The organism is Lutimaribacter degradans (assembly GCF_023703375.1).
Lineage (GTDB): Bacteria > Pseudomonadota > Alphaproteobacteria > Rhodobacterales > Rhodobacteraceae > Lutimaribacter > Lutimaribacter degradans.
Map to the genome: position 1 here is coordinate 603,316 of NZ_JAMQGO010000001.1, position 17,205 is coordinate 620,520.

Sequence of the window (17,205 nt, forward strand, 5' to 3'; positions counted from 1 at the left end):
GGTATGAGCGATATTTTGATTGTTGATGACGAGCGCGATATCCGGGAGCTGATTTCCGATATCCTCGAGGATGAAGGCTATGTCACGCGGCTGGCGGGCAATTCCGACGACGCGATGACAGAGGTCAACGCCGAAACGCCGGCGCTGCTGATCCTAGATATTTGGCTGAAGGACAGCAAGATGGACGGGATCGACATTCTGAAAACCGTCAAGCGAGACAACCCCGATGTGCCGATCATCATCATCTCGGGGCACGGGAATATCGAAATCGCCGTCGCGGCGATCAAGCAGGGCGCTTACGATTTCATCGAGAAGCCCTTCAATATCGACCAGTTGCTGGTGGTCATCCGGCGCGCGATGGAAACCAGCCGTTTGCGGCGCGAGAATTCCGCGCTCAAGCGCCAGGAAACGGGCGCGGCCAGCATGGTCGGCTCAAGCGCGGCGTTCCGCGCGCTGATCGGGCAGTTGGACAAGGTGACCAAGTCGAACGGGCGCGTCATGTTGAGCGGCCCGGCCGGGGCGGGCAAGGAACTTGCGGCGCGGTACATCCACGCCAATTCAACCCGCGCGACCGCGCCTTTCGTCACGGTCGGTTGCGCCAGCATCGACGCCGAGCGGATGGAAGAGGTGCTGTTCGGTCGCGAAAGCCCCGAACGGGGGATCGAACCGGGCCTTCTGGAACAGGCCCATGGCGGCGTCGTCTATTTCGACGAGGTGGCCGACATGCCGCTGGGCACCCAGTCGAAAATCCTGCGTGTGCTGGTCGATCAGCAATTTACCCGCGTGGGGGGCGGCGACAAGGTGCGCGTTGATATCCGCGTGATCTCGTCCACCAACCGCAATCTCGAATCCGAGATCGCGGCCGGCAATTTCCGGCAAGAGCTTTTCCACCGGCTGAACGTGGTGCCGATCGAGGTGCCCAGCCTTGAGGAGCGGCGCGAGGATATTCCCGAACTGGCGCGTTATTTCCTCGACATGTTCCACCGAACCCAGGGGCTGCCCGCGCGGGAGCTGAGCGACGAGGCGGTGACGTTGATGCAGACGATGATCTGGCCGGGCAACGTGCGGCAGTTGAAAAACCTGATCGAACGGGTGTTGATCCTGGGCGATGGCACCGGCCCGATCGAGGCGCGCGAACTGCCCAATGACGAGGAAAAGACCGCCGAAGATGGCCGCGTGGTGATTTCCGGCACGCTTGCCACCATGCCCCTTCGCGAGGCGCGCGAAGCCTTTGAACGCGAATACCTGCTGACCCAGATCAACCGTTTCGGCGGCAATATCAGCCGCACGGCGAATTTCGTCGGGATGGAGCGCAGCGCGCTGCATCGCAAGCTGAAAAGCCTGGGCGTCGTGACCAACAGCAAGGCCGGCGCCCGCATCGCCGAGGTCAACCAGGGCGAAGAGGCCTGACGGCCAAAGGCGCGTTCAGATCAACCGGCGCGGTTCACGATCTGCCAGGTGCCATCGCGGTTGCGGATAACGCAGGCGTTTTCCGTCAGGCGTGGCATCACCGTGGTGCGCCCGGCGGGCGCGGACTGGCGCAGGCTGTCGGGGCAGGGCGGGATGGTGGCGGGGCTGAAGCCGCGCTTACGCATGCATTGTTGCACGACCTCGTCGCGCAGCCCCGCGTTGGCGTCGTAGACGATGACCTCGCCGCCGATCCGTTCGTGGTAGATCTGGCAATTTCCGTCGCCATCGCAGATTTGCCGGGGGATGATGGTGACGGGGGTGATCCGTGTCCGGGTGTTCACGGGAATGTCGCGTGCCGCTTGCGCGCGGCAGTTCAGAAGCTGTTCTTCGCTGGCGGCCACCGTCGCGCCCGGTTTGTACCAAATATTCAGCGGCGCGCAGGCAGCCAGCAGCGCCAGCGCGAAAAACGGTGCAACGATACGTGACATGGGGGAACTCTCCAATCGGTCGGGTCCAGTTTGCCGAAAGCGGGACGGGATGACAATTCAATTGACCGTATCGGGTGGTTCTGCCATCCAAACCCCTTGAGGCTTGGGGATAGAGCACCATGAAGGTGATCATTTGCGGAGCGGGGCAGGTTGGCTGGCAGATCGCACGGCACCTGTCCGGGGAACGGAACGACGTGACGGTGGTGGACAGCAATGCCGACCTGATCCGTCGTGCCACCGACGCGCTGGATGTGCAGGGCATCGCGGGCTTCGCCAGCTACCCTGACGTTCTGGACAGGGCGGGCGCGCGCGATGCCGACATGGTGATTGCCGCCACCCATTCCGACGAGGTGAACATGGTCACCTGCCAGGTGGCGCACTCGGTCTTTTCGGTGCCGCGCAAGATCGCGCGTCTGCGCGCGCAATCCTATCTCACGGCGATCTACTCCGATCTTTACCGCCGCGATCACATGCCCATAGACGTGGTGATTTCCCCCGAACGCGAGGTGGCCGAGGCCGCGTTGCAACGGCTTGGCTCGCCTTCGGCTTTCGATACCGAGGTGTTCCACGGCGGCAAGGCACAGCTTCTTGGCATCACGATCGAGGATGACTGCCCGGTGGTGAACACGCCGTTGCGCCAGTTGAGCGACCTGTTCTCGACGTTGCGCGCCATCGTCGTGGCGGTGCGCCGCGACGGCACGCTGTTCGCGCCCGAACCGGGCGACCAGCTTTTTGTTGGCGACGATTGCTATGTCGTGGTGGTGAACGAGGATGTGCCCCGCACGTTGGAGATTTTCGGCAAATCGCCCAGAAAACAGGAACGGATCGTGCTGATAGGTGGCGGCAATGTCGGGCTGGCGGTGGCCAGCCGGCTGGAGGAGCGCGCCGACCGCGTCCGCGTGAAGGTGATCGAGAAAAGCCGCGTTGTCGCCGAACGCGCCGCCGACAAGCTGGAGCGCACGATCGTTCTGCATGGTGACGGTCTGGATACCGACCTGTTGAAAGAGGCCAATATCGACCGCGCCGACGCGGTTCTGTGCGTCACCGATGACGACAAGACCAACATGTTGGCCGCGGTGCGTGCCAAGGCCGAGGGCTGCCCGATGGCCATTGTCCTGGTCAACGATCCCACGATGGTGCCGTTGATGGGGCCGCTTGGCATCGACGCCTATATCAACCCCCGCGCCACGACCGTCAGTTCGATCCTGCGCCATATCCGCCATGGCCGCGTGCGGGGCGTCTATTCCATCGGTGATGCCGAGGCCGAGGTGATCGAGGCCGAGGTGCTTTCGACCTCGCCCATCGCGGGCAAGAAGATTTCCGAGATCGATTTTCCCGAAGGGGTGCTGATCGGCATGGTGGAAAAGGGCCAAAAACTGGTCAGACCCGTTGGCAACCTGCGAATCGACGAAGGCGACGTGATAACCATCTTTGCGATGACCAACGACGTCCCCGAGGTCGAGCGGTTGTTGCAGGTCTCGATCGACTTTTTCTGACAGATGCGCGCGCGGATCGCAGACCAGCCCCTTTTCCTGCTGATGATGGGAATCGCGGCCTTGGCCATGTTCTTGCCTGCCGCGCATGCACTTTACATTGATGTTGAGGACCAGGCGCGCGCCTTTTTCTACTCGGGCACGCTGCTTTTGGTGCTGACCGTGCTGATCGCGGTCGCGCGCACGGGGCGGCCCGTGCGCCGCGACGGAATGTGGAACCTTCTGGCGCTGTTGGGCGGCTTTACCGTCCTGCCCGCGATTTTGGCGGTGCCCTTTCACGACGCGCTGCGCACCACCAGTTTTCTCAATGCCTATTTCGAGATGGTTTCAAGCCTGACGACAACGGGCGCGTCGATGTTCGCGCCCGATCGACTGTCGCCCAGCCTGCACCTGTGGCGGGCGATGGTAGGCTGGCTGGGCGGTCTGCTGATGTGGGTGGCCGCCGCCGCCGTGCTTGCCCCCCTTTCGCTTGGCGGGTTCGAGGTGACAGCCAGCGGCGAGCCGGGCCAGACCGAAACCGGCGGCAAGATGGGGCAGGTCGATCCGCAACAGCGTATCCTGCGCGTGGCGTGGCACCTGACGCCCATCTATGCCGGGCTGACGCTGGCGCTTTGGTTGATGCTTCTGGTGGGCGGCGACCGTCCGCTGGTGGCGATCAGCCATGCGATGTCGGTGATGGCCACCAGCGGTATCTCGCCCGTCGGCGGGGTCGAGAACGCGGGCTCGGGCCTGGGCGGCGAAATGGTGATGGCACTGTTCATGCTGTTCGCCCTGTCGCGCGTCACCTTTTCAGGCGACACGCTGGTGGGGGCACGGGTCAGCGTGTTCCGCGACCCCGAATTTCGCCTAGGTCTGGGGCTGGCGCTGGTGATTCCGCTGGTTTTGTTCCTGCGCCACTGGAGCGGCGCCTATGATTTCGATGAAGAACAGAATTTCCTTCAGGCCCTGCACGCGCTTTGGGGCGGGATTTTCACCATATTGTCGATGTTGACCACGACCGGCTTTGCCAGTGCCGACTGGGCCGAGGCGCAAAGCTGGTCCGGCTTGCCGACGCCCGGGCTGATCTTGCTTGGGGTGGCGATGATCGGCGGCGGCGTGGCAACCACCGCCGGCGGGGTCAAGCTGTTGCGGGTCTGGGCGCTGTATCTGCAGGGCCTGCGCGAGATGGAGCGGCTGGTGCATCCGTCCTCGGTGGGGCGCTCGGGCGCGGGCAGCCGGCGTTTGCGGCGCCAGGGGGCCTATATCGCGTGGATCTTCTTCATGTTGTTCGCGCTTTCGGTGACGGTATTCACTCTGGTCATGGCCTGGATCGTGCGTGACTTCGAGCAGGCGCTGGTGCTGACCATTGCCGCGCTCAGCACCACGGGCCCGTTGGTGACGCTTGCGACGGAAACCCCGATCGTGTTGGTCGACCTGGGTGTTGCGGGAAAGCTGGTAATGTGTGCGGCGATGGTTCTGGGGCGGCTGGAAACGCTGGCCATCATCGCCCTGGCCAGCAGCGATCTGTGGCGGCGCTAAAGCAAGGGTTGACGTGCTCGCCTAAAGGTTTGAAGTTTGGGCTGGAAACCCGGCGGTGTGCGTTACATACTTGTGCTGAACCGGGGACGATGCTGATCCGCGGCTGAGGCAAGAACAAAGGTAAATCGATGGCTTCCGATAAACAAAACCTCCAGGACGCATTTCTGAACCATACACGGAAGACCAAGATTCCCGTGACGATCTTTCTTATCAACGGCGTCAAGTTGCAGGGTGTGATCACTTGGTTCGACAATTTCTGCGTTCTTCTGCGGCGTGACGGCCAAAGCCAGCTTGTCTACAAGCACGCGATCTCGACGATCATGCCGTCGCAGCCGATCAACCTTTATGACGGTGACGACTCCAATTGATGGAGCATGACCGGACGCCAACCCGTGCCTGGGTTCTGCATCCCGACATCAAGTCCGACCGCGATCGGCGCGATCCGAGCCTTGCGCTGGACGAGGCCGTTTCGCTGGCGGGCGCCTTGCCGGATTTGCAGGTCGTGGGCCAGGAAACCGTGCGCTTGCAGCGCCCGCAGGCCGGGCTGTTGTTCGGCAAGGGCAAGATCGAGGAGCTGAAGGCGCGATTTGCCGCCAACGAGGTTGAACTGGTGTTGGTTGACGGGCCGGTGACGCCCATTCAGCAGCGCAACCTTGAAAGGGCGTGGGGCGTCAAGCTGTTGGATCGCACCGGGCTGATTCTGGAAATCTTTTCCGACCGGGCCGCCACGCGCGAAGGCGTGTTGCAGGTGGAAATGGCACATCTGAGCTATCAGCGCACCCGGCTTGTGCGTGCCTGGACCCACCTGGAGCGGCAGCGCGGTGGCCTGGGCTTTGTCGGTGGCCCCGGTGAAACGCAGATCGAGGCCGACCGGCGCGCCATCGACGAACAGCTTGTGCGCTTGCGCAGGCAGCTCGACAAGGTGGTGAGAACGCGCGATTTGCACCGCAAGGCGCGCGCCAAGGTGCCTTACCCTATCGTGGCGTTGGTGGGGTATACCAACGCCGGCAAATCGACGCTGTTCAACCGCCTGACCGGCGCGGACGTGATGGTGAAGGACATGCTGTTTGCCACGCTCGACCCGACGATGCGCGCCGTCAAGCTGCCCGAGGGCGGGCCCGAGGTAATCCTGTCGGATACGGTGGGGTTCATCAGCGACCTGCCAACCGAACTGGTCGCGGCATTCCGCGCCACGCTCGAAGAAGTGCTGGCCGCCGACCTGATCGTGCATGTGCGCGACATCAGCCACCCCGAAACCGAGGCCCAGGCCAAGGACGTGACCGATATCCTGGCCTCGCTCGGCGTCAAGGACACCACCCCCCAGATCGAGCTTTGGAACAAGATCGACCAACTGCCGCAGGTTCAGGCCGAGGCGCTGGAAACGGCCGCGGGGCGCAAACCCGGTGTCTTCGCCATCTCGGCGCTGACCGGCGCGGGCCTGTCGCCTTTCCTGGCCGAGATCGCCCGCCAACTTGAATCCGAACGCCACGAAACGCATCTGCGGCTGCCCTTTTCACAAGGGCGCAAGCGGGCGTGGCTGCATGAACAGGACGTTGTCGAACACGAGGAACAAGGCGAAGACGGGTTCGACCTGACGGTGCGGTGGACCGACCGGCAAGAAAAGCGGTTTCGCGACATGTAACCCGGCCAACGGGAGGAGGGGCAAGATGGAACTGACCGATAGACCGGCGCTTGAGCTGTCGGCAATGCTGGAACGGCGCGAGATCAGCGCCGTGGAACTGATGCAGGCAACGCTCGATCGTATCGGAGTAGTGAACGGCACGGTCAATGCCGTGATCTCGCTCGGTGACAGCGATGCCCTGCTGCAGGCGGCGCGCGCCGCCGATGACAGCCCGCGCGCGGGCTGGTTGCATGGAATCCCGATGGCGGTCAAGGATCTGGCCAATGTCGCGGGCTATCCCACCTCGTTCGGCTCGCCCGCCATGCCCGAAACACCGGCTAAGGCCGACGACCTGATGGTGGGCCGGCTGCGCGCGGCGGGCGCGGTGTTCATCGGCAAGACAAACACGCCCGAGTTCGGGCTGGGCAGCCACACGTTCAACCCGGTCCACGGTACCACGCTGAACCCCTACGACCTGGGCCGCAGCGCCGGCGGTTCGTCGGGTGGGGCCGCTGTGGCGTTGGCCGCGCGGATGCTGTCGGTGGCCGACGGGTCTGACATGATGGGCAGCCTGCGCAACCCGGCGGGCTGGGCCAATGTCTACGGGATGCGCCCCAGCTGGGGCCGTATTCCCGGCGAACCGCAGGGCGAGATGTTCTTGCATCCGCTTGCCACAACGGGGCCGATGGCGCGCAATCCGCGCGATCTGGCCGCGCTGCTGGAGGTGCAGGCCGGGCCCGACCCGCGCCAGCCCTTTGGCCTGCCGCGCGAAAGCTACCTTGATGCCATTGCCGCCGATGTCAAAGGCCGGCGTATCGGCTGGCTGGCCGACTGGGGCGGGGCTTACGAGATGGAGCCGGGCATCCTGGAACTGACAGAAAGCGCGCTGCGCGTGTTCGAGGAACTGGGCGCCGTGGTCGAGCCGGTCAGCGCGCCGATCGAGGCCGCCGAGATATGGGATTCGTGGCTGGGGCTGCGCGCTTTCGCCAATGCGGGGCGTCTTGATCCGCTCTATCAGAACCCCGTCACCCGCGACCGGCTGAAACCCGATGCCATTTGGGAAATCGAAACCGGCCGTGCGCTTGGCGCCACCGAGATCCAGCGCCTGTCGCTGATCCGGTCGGACTGGTTCCGCCGTGCCGCCGCGCTGTTTGACAAGTATGATGCGCTGGTGCTGCCCTCGGCGCAGGTCTGGCCCTTCCCGGCCGATTGGGAACGCCCGCACCGTATCAACGACACCGAGATGGATACCTATCACCGCTGGATGGAGGTCGTGGTGCCGGTCAGCCTGATCGGGCTGCCCTGCGTGAACCTGCCCGCGGGCTTCGGTGCCAATGGTCTGCCGGGCGGGATGCAGCTTTTCGGGCGGCATGGCAACGATCTGGGGCTGCTGCAACTGGCCGAGGCCTATCACCAGGCCATCGATTGGCCCGGGAAAAACCCGCCGGATCTGTCCTGACGGTTGATCTGGGCGGCGTTTGCCGTTCTCATATCGCCAAAACCGCGCGAAACGGTGGGAGGAAAAGATCATGGGACAGGAGCCGCAACTGGGCGTGCCGCCACTGGGCCGCGTGACATTCGCGATGCTGCGCGAGGCGCTGCGCCGGGGCTGGGCCGACCTGCGCCGCGCGCCGTTTTTCGGGGTCTTTTTCGCGCTTGTCTATGTCTTGGTCGGGCTGTTGTTCGCGCTTGTCACCTGGGCCACCGGCAAAAGCTACTGGTTGGTCTTTGCCGCCGTGGGCTTTCCCTTGGTGGGGCCGTTCGCCGCCGTGGGGCTTTACGAGGTAAGCCGCCGTTTGGCGCAGGGCCGTGCGCTGGATATTTACCAGATTTTCGGCGTGATCGCGATGCAATCCAAGCGGCAGCTACCCTCGATCTGCGCGATCGTTCTGTTCATGTTCCTGTTCTGGTTCTTCATCGCGCACATGATTTTCGCGCTGTTCATGGGATTTTCGACCATGACGAACGTGTCCAGCTCTTACGAGGTCTACTTTACCCCCGAAGGCATCGCGATGCTCAGCGTGGGCACGGTGGTTGGCGCTCTGTTTGCGCTGCTGCTTTACATGATCACCGTGATCGCGCTGCCCCTGCTGCTGGACCGCGAGGTGGATTTCGTGACCGCCATGATCACCAGTTTCCAGACGGTTCTGGCAAACCCGGTGCCGATGCTGGCCTGGGGCGCGTTCATCGGCGTGGTCACGCTTTTGGCGATGGTGCCGTGGTTTCTGGGGCTGTTCATCGTGTTGCCGGTGCTGGGCCACGCGACCTGGCACCTCTACGACCAGATCGTCGCCGCGGGTGAGGCGCTATCGGAAGGGGCCGTTCCGGCGACCTGACCCGGCACAGCGCTACAGGCGCCGGATTTTCAGCTTGGTCACGCGGTTGCCTTCGCGGCCCGTCACCTCGAACCGGAAGCCGTGGAACGAGAACACCTGCCCCACCTCGGGGATCATCTGTGCCTCGTGCAGAACCAGGCCCGCCACGGTGTTGGCCTCTTCATCGGGCAGGTTCCAGTCGGTGGCGCGGTTCAGGTCACGAATGGTCATCGCGCCGTCGATCATGAAATGATTGTCCTTGGACCGCTGGATCGGGTGGTCGGCGTCACGGTCGAACTCATCGGTGATTTCGCCCACGATCTCTTCGAGGATGTCTTCGAGCGTGATCAATCCCTCCAGGCTGCCATATTCATCGACCACCAGCGCGAAATGCGTGCGCCGACGCAGGAACTGGCGCATCTGGTCGTCCAGCGTAGTGGTGTCGGGGATGAAATAGGGCGGCATCGCCACATCGAGGATATCGAATGCCGCCAAGCCCTTCGTCGAGGCGTCGGGCCCGAACATGAGCTTTTGCACGGCGCGCAGCAGATCCTTGGCATGGACCACGCCCACGATATTGTCCGGGTCGTCCTTGTAGACCGGCAAGCGCGTATGCGGGCTGTCGAGGCACTGGCGCAGCAGTTCTTCGGGGTCGGTATCGGCGTCGATCATCTCGATATGGCTGCGGTGCAGCATCACCTCTTCGACAGCGCGATCACCCAGGTCCAGCGCGCCCAGGATACGATCGCGGTCTTCCTTTTCGACCACGCCTTCGGAATGGCCCAGGTATAGCGCGCCCGCGATCTCTTCGCGCACGGCAAGGATCTGGCTGTCGGGGTCGGTCTTCACGCCAAAGACATGCAGGATGCCACGCACCAACCAGCGCACTGCGCCCACCACCGGAGCGAACAACGTAACCACCACCTGGATCACGGGTGAAACCATCGCGGCGGCGGATTCGGCGTTGGTGATGGCGTAGGTTTTCGGCAGCACCTCGGCAAAGATCAGGACAAGCAGGGTCATCACCAGGGTCGCCAATGCCACGCCGGATTCGCCGAAAAGGCTTGTGAACAGCGAGGTGGCCAGCGAGGCGGCCAGGATGTTGACCATGTTGTTGCCCAAAAGGACCGACCCGATCAGGCGTTCATTGTCCTCGGTGATCTTGAGCGCGCGTTCCGCCCCGCGCGACCCCTTGTCGGCCTGCGCGCGCAGCTTGCCCCGGCTGGCGGCCGTCAGCGCCGTTTCCGAGCCGGAAAAGAAACCCGACAGGACAAGCAGAAACAGGATCGATCCGGCGGTGATCCAGAAAGTGGCGTCAAGCATGGGGGCAGGGGCCTTTGGTTTTGGGATGCATCATGTCGTTATGGGGTTTGACCTTCCGGCGATCAAGGGGGTGATCTCACCCCTTGGCCAGCGGGTGATGATCCAGCACCAGGTCGCGCAACCGTTCGTCCAGAACATGGGTGTAGATCTCGGTCGTGGCCACGTCGGCATGGCCCAGCAGCGTCTGGATCGCGCGCAGATCGGCGCCGTTGGCAAGCAGGTGCGTGGCAAAGGCGTGGCGCAACGTGTGTGGCGTGACCTTGGCGGGGCTGACGCCCGCTGCCACGGCCAATTCCTTGATCAGCATGTAGAACCGGTGCCGCGTCAGGTGGCCCAGCTTGCCCCGCGATGGAAACAGATAGCGCGACGAGGGGTGGCCTTGCGCCTTTGCCCTGTCTTCGGCCGCGTCGCGCAGGGCCAGCCATTCGGCCAGCGCGTCGCGTGCGGGTGGCGACAGCGGCACCATGCGCTCCTTGCCGCCCTTGCCCGCGACCAGCAACATGCGCGGGTCGCCGCGCGCGGCGGCCACCGGCAGCGATACCATCTCGGTCACGCGCATGCCGGTGGCATAGAGCAGTTCCATCAGACAGGTGTTGCGCACCCGGTCTTCGCGGGTGCGGCCGGTTTCGCGCGCGGCGGCCAGCAGGCGGTCAACCTCGTCCTCGCTCAGCGTTTTGGGCAGGCGCTTGTCGCGGCCCGGCCCGCTGATCTGGATTGCCGGGTTGGTCTCGCGCCATCCTTCTTCATAGGCAAACCGGTAGAGTTGCTTGATGGCGGACAGGCGCCGCGCGCGGGTGGACTTGGCCAGGCCCTGCGCATCGCAATGCAAGAGATACGCCTCGACATCGTCGCGGCTGGCCGTTTCGAACGCTGCGTCGCGGCCTTCCAGCCAAGCGCTGAAATCGAGCAGGTCGCGGCCATAGGCCAGTTGCGTATTACTGGCCGCGCCCCTTTCGGCGGCGGCGGCTTCGAGAAAGGCGGAAATCCAGCGCGAATTGCTCACCGTCATCCCCTTGTGCCCAACAGCAGCGTCTGCAGGGCCGCACGGCGCGCGGTGTCTTCCAGGCCGACGGCGCGGAATGTGGCCAATGCCTTTTCCAGCGCCCTTGTGTCGGCGCGATGCCCGCGCTCGTACAATGCGATGGCTTGCAGGATGGCCTCGCCCAGCTTGCCCTGCTCCAATAGAGGCGCAATATCTTCGGGCGGGGCGGTGGCCGCCATGCCCCGCGCCACTGATTGCGCCAGGTCATCCTGCCCCGGATCGGTCACATCACCCTGTGCCAGCGCGGTTTCAAAGGCGCGTTCCGGGTGGTCATCCCCCCGTGTTCGGGCGGCCTGTTCATAGGCCGGGCTCAACAACGCGACGTCATAGGCCAGCGCGCCGGCGTCGCCAGTCAGCGGCAGGCGCATCAGGTCGGCCCCGTACAGTTCGGCAAATGGGATCTCCAGCCGGGCCGCCCGCATGGCCCGCCAGGCGCTTGGCAATGCCTGCGCCACGGCCCCCGGTTCGCCCGAGCGCCGCGCGGTGTCGAACCGTTGCAGCGCCGCGACCCTGTCCCATATACCGCCAGACGCGGCGGGCAGGCGTTCGGAATAGATGCCAAGCAGCCTGTTGACCGAAAGCGCGCCGCTGCGCGCCAGCCGTTCGGCCGCGGTCAGTTGCGCCTTCCAGCCGGCGGTCGTGCGCAGGTCGGCCATGGCAAAGGCCAGGGGCAGGGTCGCGGTTGGCAGCGGCTCGCCCACCGCCTCGTAGATGCGAAACAGCAGCGGGTCGGGGCGCACCGGGGGCATCGGCAGGGGCGCGCTTTCGAACATCTCGGGGTCGAGGAAACGGGCCAGCATCGCATCCTGCCTTTCGCTGACAAACCCCAGGGCGCGGGCGGTATCCAGCGTCAGCGCGGCGGCGGGCCAGTCGCCCCCGCGCGCCGTGCAAAAGATGCGCGCGCCGTAGTCGGGGTGCAGATCAGGGCGCCGGCGCAGCGCCTGGCAGGCCCTGTCCTCATCCCCGGTCAGCAACGTGGCGTCGAACCAGCGCGGGAACAGCGCCGGTGTTTCGGCGCCTGCGCGCTCCAACAGCGCCTGTGCGGGTTCGACCGCGCCAAGCTCCATCAGCGCATCGACCCGCGCTTGCAGCAACGGCGCCTCGGTACCGCTGTCCTCGGGGGCCTCGGCCTCGGCCAGGAGCAGGGTGAACAAAAGCGATTGCATCGCCGGCAGGCGTTCAACCTTGCGGGCCCGCATCAGCTTGGCCAGCTCGGCCGCGTCGCTGGCCTGCCAAAGCGTGCGGGGTAGCCCTGTGACCGAGGCGGGCAGCAGCCCCACGGCGTCACGCTTGACCTCGTCCAGCGCGGTTACGTTGACGGTGGGGATGGTCGCGGTTTCGGCCACGGGCGATTCGTTCAACGGTACGGTCCGTGGTGCCGGCACGACGCGGGTGAGCGGCAGGGCGGTGGGCGTGCTCAGCCAGTCGATGGCCGACAGCGGCGCCTCTTGCGCGGGCGCCGACAGAGGTAAGAGAGACAGGATCAGCGCAAGCTTAATCCGCATTCAGAGTCACCGGTTCGCGCACTTCCTGTTGCGACGGCGAGAAATCCGCGCCGAGAAACGGGCCGACATAGGCATAGCCTATCAGCGCAATGCTCGCCAGCACGAGCAGTATGAACAGGTATTTGAAAAGACGCCCCATCTATGTGCCTGCCTGTTTTGCCTTTGTTTTTGAAAGTTATAACTGGCATTTCCCAAAAGATCACGTCATTCAGACGGGAAATCTGAAAAACGGCTTGGTTATGCCGATGAGGGCGGGGATGCGCTGGCGGCTGAAAAAGACGATCGTGATGGTCGGCATGATGGGGGCGGGCAAGACCGCCGTCGGGCGGGTCCTGTCGATGCGCCTTGGCGTACCGTTCCTCGATTCGGACGCCGAGATCGAAACCGCCGCAAACATGTCCATCTCCGAGATTTTCGCCCGCGATGGCGAGCCGTTCTTTCGCGCCAAGGAGGCCCAGGTGATCGAGCGTTTGCTCGACACCCAGCGCGGGGTTCTTTCCACCGGCGGCGGTGCCTTCATGTCGCCGGCGAACCGGCAGACGATCAGTGACAAGGGCGTGTCGGTGTGGCTGGATGCGGGGCTGGAACTGCTGTGGCAGCGGGTGCGTCACAAGAACACCCGCCCGTTGTTGCGCACGCCCGAGCCGAAGGCCACCCTGGCCGCGCTTTACAAGACGCGGGTGCCCGTCTACGCGCTGGCCGATCTGCGCGTTGCGGTGGCACCTGGCCTCAGCATCGAAGACACGGTCGACCGGGTGATCGAGGCATTGCTGACGCGCCCCGATGTGCTGGAGAAAACGCCATGATGGAAACCGTTCATGTTGGCCTGGAAGGGCGTGAATACGACATTCACATTGGCCCCGGTCTCTTGGCGCAGGCGGGCAGGTTGATCGCGCCGTTGCTGGCGCGGCCGCGCGTGGCGGTGGTCACCGATGAGAAAGTCGGCGCGCTGCATCTCGATGCGCTGCAAGCGGGGCTGGTGACCGCCGGTATCGAGATGGTCGCGCTGACCCTGCCTGCGGGCGAAGCCACGAAAAGCTGGCCGCATTTCACGCGCACCGTGGAATGGTTGCTGGATCAAAAGGTCGAACGCCGCGACGTGGTGGTGGCTTTTGGCGGTGGCGTGGTCGGCGATCTCGTGGGGTTCGCCGCCGCAGTTCTGCGCAGGGGCGTGCGATTCGTGCAGATCCCCACGTCGCTTTTGGCGCAGGTCGACAGTTCAGTGGGTGGCAAGACGGGCATCAACGCGCCCCAGGGCAAGAACCTCGTCGGGGCCTTTCATCAGCCCAGCCTTGTCCTGGCCGATACCACGGTTCTGGCCACCTTGCCCCCACGCGATTACCTGGCTGGCTACGGTGAGGTAGTGAAATATGGCCTTCTCGGCGATTCCCAATTTTTTCAGTGGCTTGAAGATAACGGCGCACGTGCGGCATCGGGGGATGTTGCCGCGCGGATCATCGCCGTGAAACGCTCGGTCGAGATGAAGGCACGGATTGTCGAGCGTGACGAGACCGAACAGGGCGACCGCGCGCTTTTGAACCTGGGCCACACGTTCTGCCATGCGCTTGAGGCGGCGACCGGCTATTCCGGCCGGCTGCTGCATGGCGAGGGCGTGGCCATCGGCTGCGCGCTGGCCTTTGAACTTTCGGCCCGCCTTGGCCTGTGCAGCCAGGAAGACCCCAGCCGCGTGCGCGGCCATCTGCGCGACATGAACATGAAGGCCGACCTAGCTGATATCGAAGGGGAATTACCCGATGCAGATGCGCTTTTGGCGCTGATGGCACAGGACAAGAAAGTGGTCGATGGGCAGTTGCGTTTCATCCTGGCGCACGGCATCGGGGCGGCCTTCGTCACCTCCGATGTGCCTGCCGACGCGGTGCGCGGGCTGTTGCAGGAGGCGCTGGCCCGGCGCGTGTGACGCCCCCTGTTTCCTCTCTCGAAAAATATCCTGGGGGGAGTCGCGCGACGCGCGACGGGGGGCAAAGCCCCCCGCCCGGTCGGGCAGGGGCAACCTGCCCGAAACCTTACCCCTCCAGCTTGACCAGCGCGTGACGTTTCTTGCCCGCCGACAGCTTTATCGGCTGTTCCAGCCGCGCCGCGTCGATCATCAGCCCGGCATCGGTGAGCGGCTCATCGTCCAGCTTGGCGCCGTTCTCGGCGATCAGGCGCTTGGCGTCCTTGCCCGATTTCGCCAGCCCCGAGCGCACGATCAACTGCACGATCGAGATGCCATCACCCAGTTCCTCGGCGCCAAGGCTGAGCGTGGGCAGGTCGGCGCCCACGCCGCCCTTTTCGAACACTTCGCGCGCGGTGGCCTCGGCGGCGGCGGCCGCTTCGGCCCCGTGGCAAAGCGTCGTGACGGCGTTGGCCAGCACGACCTTGGCCGCGTTGACCTCGGACCCGCCAAGCGCGCCCAGGCGTTCGCATTCGTCCAGGTCGATCTCGGTATATAGTTTCAGGAAACGCCCCACATCCGCATCGGTCGTGTTGCGCCAGAACTGCCAGAATTCATAGGGGCTGCGCATGTCGGCATTGAGCCAGATCGCGCCCTCGGCGGTCTTGCCCATCTTCTTGCCGTCCGACGTGGTAAGAAGCGGCGAGGTCATGCCGTAGATCTCGTGATCGAGCACGCGGCGGGTCAGGTCGATCCCGTTGACGATATTGCCCCACTGATCGCTGCCGCCGAACTGCACCAGGCAACCGTAACGCCGGTTCAGCTCCAGAAAGTCATAGGCCTGAAGGATCATGTAGTTGAATTCGAGAAACGACAGCGATTGCTCGCGGTCGAGCCGCGATTTCACGCTTTCGAAACTCAGCATCCGGTTGACGCTGAAATGCCGCCCGATATCGCGCAGGAAATCGAGGTAATTCAGGTCATCCAGCCACTCGGCATTGTTCAGCATCAGCGCGCCGGTGAGGCTGTCATCGTAGCGGATGTATTTTGCAAAGACCTGCTTGATCCCGGCGATGTTGTCGTCGATCTGGTCGGGTGTCAGCAGCGGGCGTTCATCGGCGCGAAAGCTGGGGTCGCCCACCTTCGTCGTGCCACCGCCCATCAGCGTGATCGGCTTGTGCCCGGTCTTTTGCAGCCAGCGCAGCATCATGATCTGGATCAGGCTGCCCACATGCAGCGATTTGGCTGTCGCGTCAAAGCCGATATAGCCCGGCACCACCCCCTTGCTCAGCGCCTCGTCGAGGCCCTGGTAATCGGTGCAGTCGGCCAGAAAGCCGCGTTGCATCATGACGGTCATGAAGTCCGATTTCGGGTGATAGGTCATCTGTCTTGTTCCTTGGCTCGTTGCGCGGCATGTATAGGCAGCGAATTGGCAAAGGAAAAGGCCATGTTGAACGGGCAGATGGTGCGGGCCCTCGGCGCGATGTCGGGCACGTCGCTGGACGGGATCGACGCGGCGGTGGTGGAAACCGACGGCGTGACGATTTCGGGCTTCGGTCCGACGGCCTATCGCGATTATTCCGATGACGAGCAGGCGGTGCTGCGCGCAGCCCTGGGCCGCTGGCCGGGTGAGCCGGGGGTGGCACCGGCGGCCGCGCTGCTGGAAGCGGCCCATGCCGAGGTTCTGGGCGGCTTTGCGGGGATCGACCTGGTGGGGTTTCACGGTCAGACCCTGGCGCATGAGCCGCAGGGGCGCGGCACGCACCAGGCGGGTGACGGGGCGCGGCTGGCGGCGCGGCTGGGCCTGCCGGTGGTGTGGGATTTCCGTAGTGCCGACGTGCGGCTGGGCGGGCAGGGCGCGCCGCTGGCACCGTTTTTCCATTGGGCCTGCGCGCGCCATATCGGTGCCCGGGCGCCGCTTGCCTTTCTCAACCTGGGCGGTGTCGGCAACCTGACCTGGGTGGACCCGACGGCGAGCACGCCCGAGGCGGAAGGCGCGCTGCTGGCCTTTGACACCGGGCCGGCCAATGCGCCGATCAACGACCTGATGATGGAACGGCGCGGTCTGGCCTATGACCGCGATGGTGCGCTGGCCGCGACGGGGCAGGTGGCGGACGGCGCGTTGGAGATGTTTCTCGAAGAGGGGTATTTCTTCAAGATGCCGCCCAAGTCCCTGGATCGCAACGATTTCTCGATGATGCTCGCGCTGGTGCGCGAGTTGGACGATGCCGATGCCGCCGCCACGATGACGGCGATGTCGGCGGCGGCGGTGATGGGGGGCATGCAGTTCTGCCCCACCCCGCCCGAGCGGTTGTTGGTAACGGGCGGCGGGCGGCACAACCCGGTGATGATGGAAATGCTGGCCGCCGGGCTGGATTGCCCGGTCGGGCCGGTCGAGGCGGTGGGGCTGGACGGCGATATGCTCGAGGCGCAGGCCTTCGCCTATCTCGCGGTGCGCGTGGCACGCGGCTTGCCCACCTCTTGCCGTGGCACCACGGGAGTGCGTGCCGCGGTGGGCGGCGGCGAGATAAGCGGCGACCTGTCTGGCCTGATGGCGGCGCGATAACCCGAGAACGCGCAGCCGGGCCGCGCAAGG

At 64.6% G+C, this 17,205-nt stretch carries 16 protein-coding genes; 10 read left to right on the forward strand and 6 right to left on the reverse strand.

What is annotated here, in order from left to right; translation table 11 throughout:
- The first annotated feature begins 3 nt into the window (after positions 1-3).
- Positions 4-1,410 (forward strand): nitrogen assimilation response regulator NtrX, encoded by a 1,407-nt coding sequence (gene ntrX / locus M8744_RS02965; RefSeq protein WP_251409149.1) that lies wholly within the window; start codon positions 4-6, stop codon positions 1,408-1,410.
- Between the two features lie 20 nt (positions 1,411-1,430).
- Here the strand turns inward: ntrX and M8744_RS02970 are convergent, their stop codons facing one another.
- Positions 1,431-1,898: a hypothetical protein gene (locus tag M8744_RS02970; protein WP_251409152.1), complete on the reverse strand. Its 468-nt coding sequence runs from the start codon at positions 1,896-1,898 to the stop codon at positions 1,431-1,433.
- A 119-nt stretch (positions 1,899-2,017) separates the two neighbouring features.
- Here M8744_RS02970 and trkA point away from each other — a divergent pair, with 119 nt between their 5' ends.
- From trkA to M8744_RS03000, 6 genes are all read left to right on the forward strand, one after another.
- A complete protein-coding gene (gene trkA / locus M8744_RS02975) occupies positions 2,018-3,394 on the forward strand; it encodes a Trk system potassium transporter TrkA (protein ID WP_251409155.1) in 1,377 nt (458 codons plus the stop codon).
- Positions 3,395-3,397: 3 nt separating this feature from the next.
- Entirely contained in the window at positions 3,398-4,909 is a 1,512-nt protein-coding gene (locus tag M8744_RS02980) for a TrkH family potassium uptake protein (RefSeq protein WP_251409158.1), read from the forward strand.
- Positions 4,910-5,037: 128 nt separating this feature from the next.
- Positions 5,038-5,277: an RNA chaperone Hfq gene (gene hfq / locus M8744_RS02985; RefSeq protein WP_024812204.1), complete on the forward strand. Its 240-nt coding sequence runs from the start codon at positions 5,038-5,040 to the stop codon at positions 5,275-5,277.
- A complete protein-coding gene (gene hflX / locus M8744_RS02990; protein WP_251409161.1) occupies positions 5,277-6,551 on the forward strand; it encodes a GTPase HflX in 1,275 nt (424 codons plus the stop codon). Before hfq ends, hflX begins: the two co-directional genes overlap by 1 nt.
- Positions 6,552-6,576: 25 nt before the next feature.
- Positions 6,577-7,989 carry an amidase gene (locus tag M8744_RS02995; RefSeq protein ID WP_251409163.1) on the forward strand — a complete coding sequence of 471 codons (1,413 nt, stop codon included), beginning with the start codon at positions 6,577-6,579 and terminating at the stop codon, positions 7,987-7,989.
- A 70-nt stretch (positions 7,990-8,059) separates the two neighbouring features.
- Complete coding sequence (locus M8744_RS03000) at positions 8,060-8,866, forward strand: DUF2189 domain-containing protein (RefSeq protein ID WP_251409166.1); 807 nt, start codon at positions 8,060-8,062, stop codon at positions 8,864-8,866.
- Between the two features lie 12 nt (positions 8,867-8,878).
- Here the strand turns inward: M8744_RS03000 and M8744_RS03005 are convergent, their stop codons facing one another.
- The 4 genes from M8744_RS03005 to M8744_RS03020 form a co-directional block, all read right to left on the reverse strand.
- Positions 8,879-10,168, reverse strand: coding sequence for an HlyC/CorC family transporter (locus M8744_RS03005; protein ID WP_251409169.1), 1,290 nt, complete (start codon positions 10,166-10,168; stop codon positions 8,879-8,881).
- A gap of 76 nt (positions 10,169-10,244) precedes the next feature.
- The gene (locus tag M8744_RS03010) at positions 10,245-11,171 is read right to left on the reverse strand and encodes a tyrosine recombinase (protein WP_434481339.1); all 927 of its coding nucleotides are present in this window, start codon (positions 11,169-11,171) and stop codon (positions 10,245-10,247) included.
- Positions 11,172-11,173: 2 nt separating this feature from the next.
- Complete coding sequence (locus M8744_RS03015; protein WP_251409175.1) at positions 11,174-12,715, reverse strand: hypothetical protein; 1,542 nt, start codon at positions 12,713-12,715, stop codon at positions 11,174-11,176.
- Positions 12,705-12,854 (reverse strand): hypothetical protein, encoded by a 150-nt coding sequence (locus tag M8744_RS03020; protein WP_251409178.1) that lies wholly within the window; start codon positions 12,852-12,854, stop codon positions 12,705-12,707. Before M8744_RS03020 ends, M8744_RS03015 begins: the two co-directional genes overlap by 11 nt.
- Positions 12,855-12,972: 118 nt before the next feature.
- On the opposite strand from M8744_RS03020, the gene M8744_RS03025 reads away from it, so the two are divergent.
- Positions 12,973-13,521, forward strand: coding sequence for a shikimate kinase (locus M8744_RS03025; protein ID WP_251409183.1), 549 nt, complete (start codon positions 12,973-12,975; stop codon positions 13,519-13,521).
- Positions 13,518-14,633, forward strand: coding sequence for a 3-dehydroquinate synthase (aroB, locus tag M8744_RS03030; RefSeq protein ID WP_251409186.1), 1,116 nt, complete (start codon positions 13,518-13,520; stop codon positions 14,631-14,633). Before M8744_RS03025 ends, aroB begins: the two co-directional genes overlap by 4 nt.
- A gap of 106 nt (positions 14,634-14,739) precedes the next feature.
- Here aroB and tyrS read toward each other — a convergent pair whose 3' ends face one another.
- On the reverse strand, positions 14,740-15,993 hold the full coding sequence (tyrS, locus tag M8744_RS03035; RefSeq protein ID WP_251409189.1) for a tyrosine--tRNA ligase: 1,254 nt from the start codon (positions 15,991-15,993) through the stop codon (positions 14,740-14,742).
- A gap of 63 nt (positions 15,994-16,056) precedes the next feature.
- Here tyrS and M8744_RS03040 point away from each other — a divergent pair, with 63 nt between their 5' ends.
- The gene (locus tag M8744_RS03040) at positions 16,057-17,175 is read left to right on the forward strand and encodes an anhydro-N-acetylmuramic acid kinase (RefSeq protein WP_251409192.1); all 1,119 of its coding nucleotides are present in this window, start codon (positions 16,057-16,059) and stop codon (positions 17,173-17,175) included.
- Positions 17,176-17,205 lie beyond the last annotated feature (30 nt).

Coding starts and splice junctions, on each gene's coding strand:
- ntrX (WP_251409149.1), top strand. CDS start 4: ATGAGCGATATTTTGATTGTTGATGACGAGCGCGATATCCGGGAGCTG.
- M8744_RS02970 (WP_251409152.1), bottom strand. CDS start 1,898: ATGTCACGTATCGTTGCACCGTTTTTCGCGCTGGCGCTGCTGGCTGCC.
- trkA (WP_251409155.1), top strand. CDS start 2,018: ATGAAGGTGATCATTTGCGGAGCGGGGCAGGTTGGCTGGCAGATCGCA.
- M8744_RS02980 (WP_251409158.1), top strand. CDS start 3,398: ATGCGCGCGCGGATCGCAGACCAGCCCCTTTTCCTGCTGATGATGGGA.
- hfq (WP_024812204.1), top strand. CDS start 5,038: ATGGCTTCCGATAAACAAAACCTCCAGGACGCATTTCTGAACCATACA.
- hflX (WP_251409161.1), top strand. CDS start 5,277: ATGGAGCATGACCGGACGCCAACCCGTGCCTGGGTTCTGCATCCCGAC.
- M8744_RS02995 (WP_251409163.1), top strand. CDS start 6,577: ATGGAACTGACCGATAGACCGGCGCTTGAGCTGTCGGCAATGCTGGAA.
- M8744_RS03000 (WP_251409166.1), top strand. CDS start 8,060: ATGGGACAGGAGCCGCAACTGGGCGTGCCGCCACTGGGCCGCGTGACA.
- M8744_RS03005 (WP_251409169.1), bottom strand. CDS start 10,168: ATGCTTGACGCCACTTTCTGGATCACCGCCGGATCGATCCTGTTTCTG.
- M8744_RS03015 (WP_251409175.1), bottom strand. CDS start 12,715: ATGCGGATTAAGCTTGCGCTGATCCTGTCTCTCTTACCTCTGTCGGCG.
- M8744_RS03020 (WP_251409178.1), bottom strand. CDS start 12,854: ATGGGGCGTCTTTTCAAATACCTGTTCATACTGCTCGTGCTGGCGAGC.
- M8744_RS03025 (WP_251409183.1), top strand. CDS start 12,973: ATGCGCTGGCGGCTGAAAAAGACGATCGTGATGGTCGGCATGATGGGG.
- aroB (WP_251409186.1), top strand. CDS start 13,518: ATGATGGAAACCGTTCATGTTGGCCTGGAAGGGCGTGAATACGACATT.
- tyrS (WP_251409189.1), bottom strand. CDS start 15,993: ATGACCTATCACCCGAAATCGGACTTCATGACCGTCATGATGCAACGC.
- M8744_RS03040 (WP_251409192.1), top strand. CDS start 16,057: ATGTTGAACGGGCAGATGGTGCGGGCCCTCGGCGCGATGTCGGGCACG.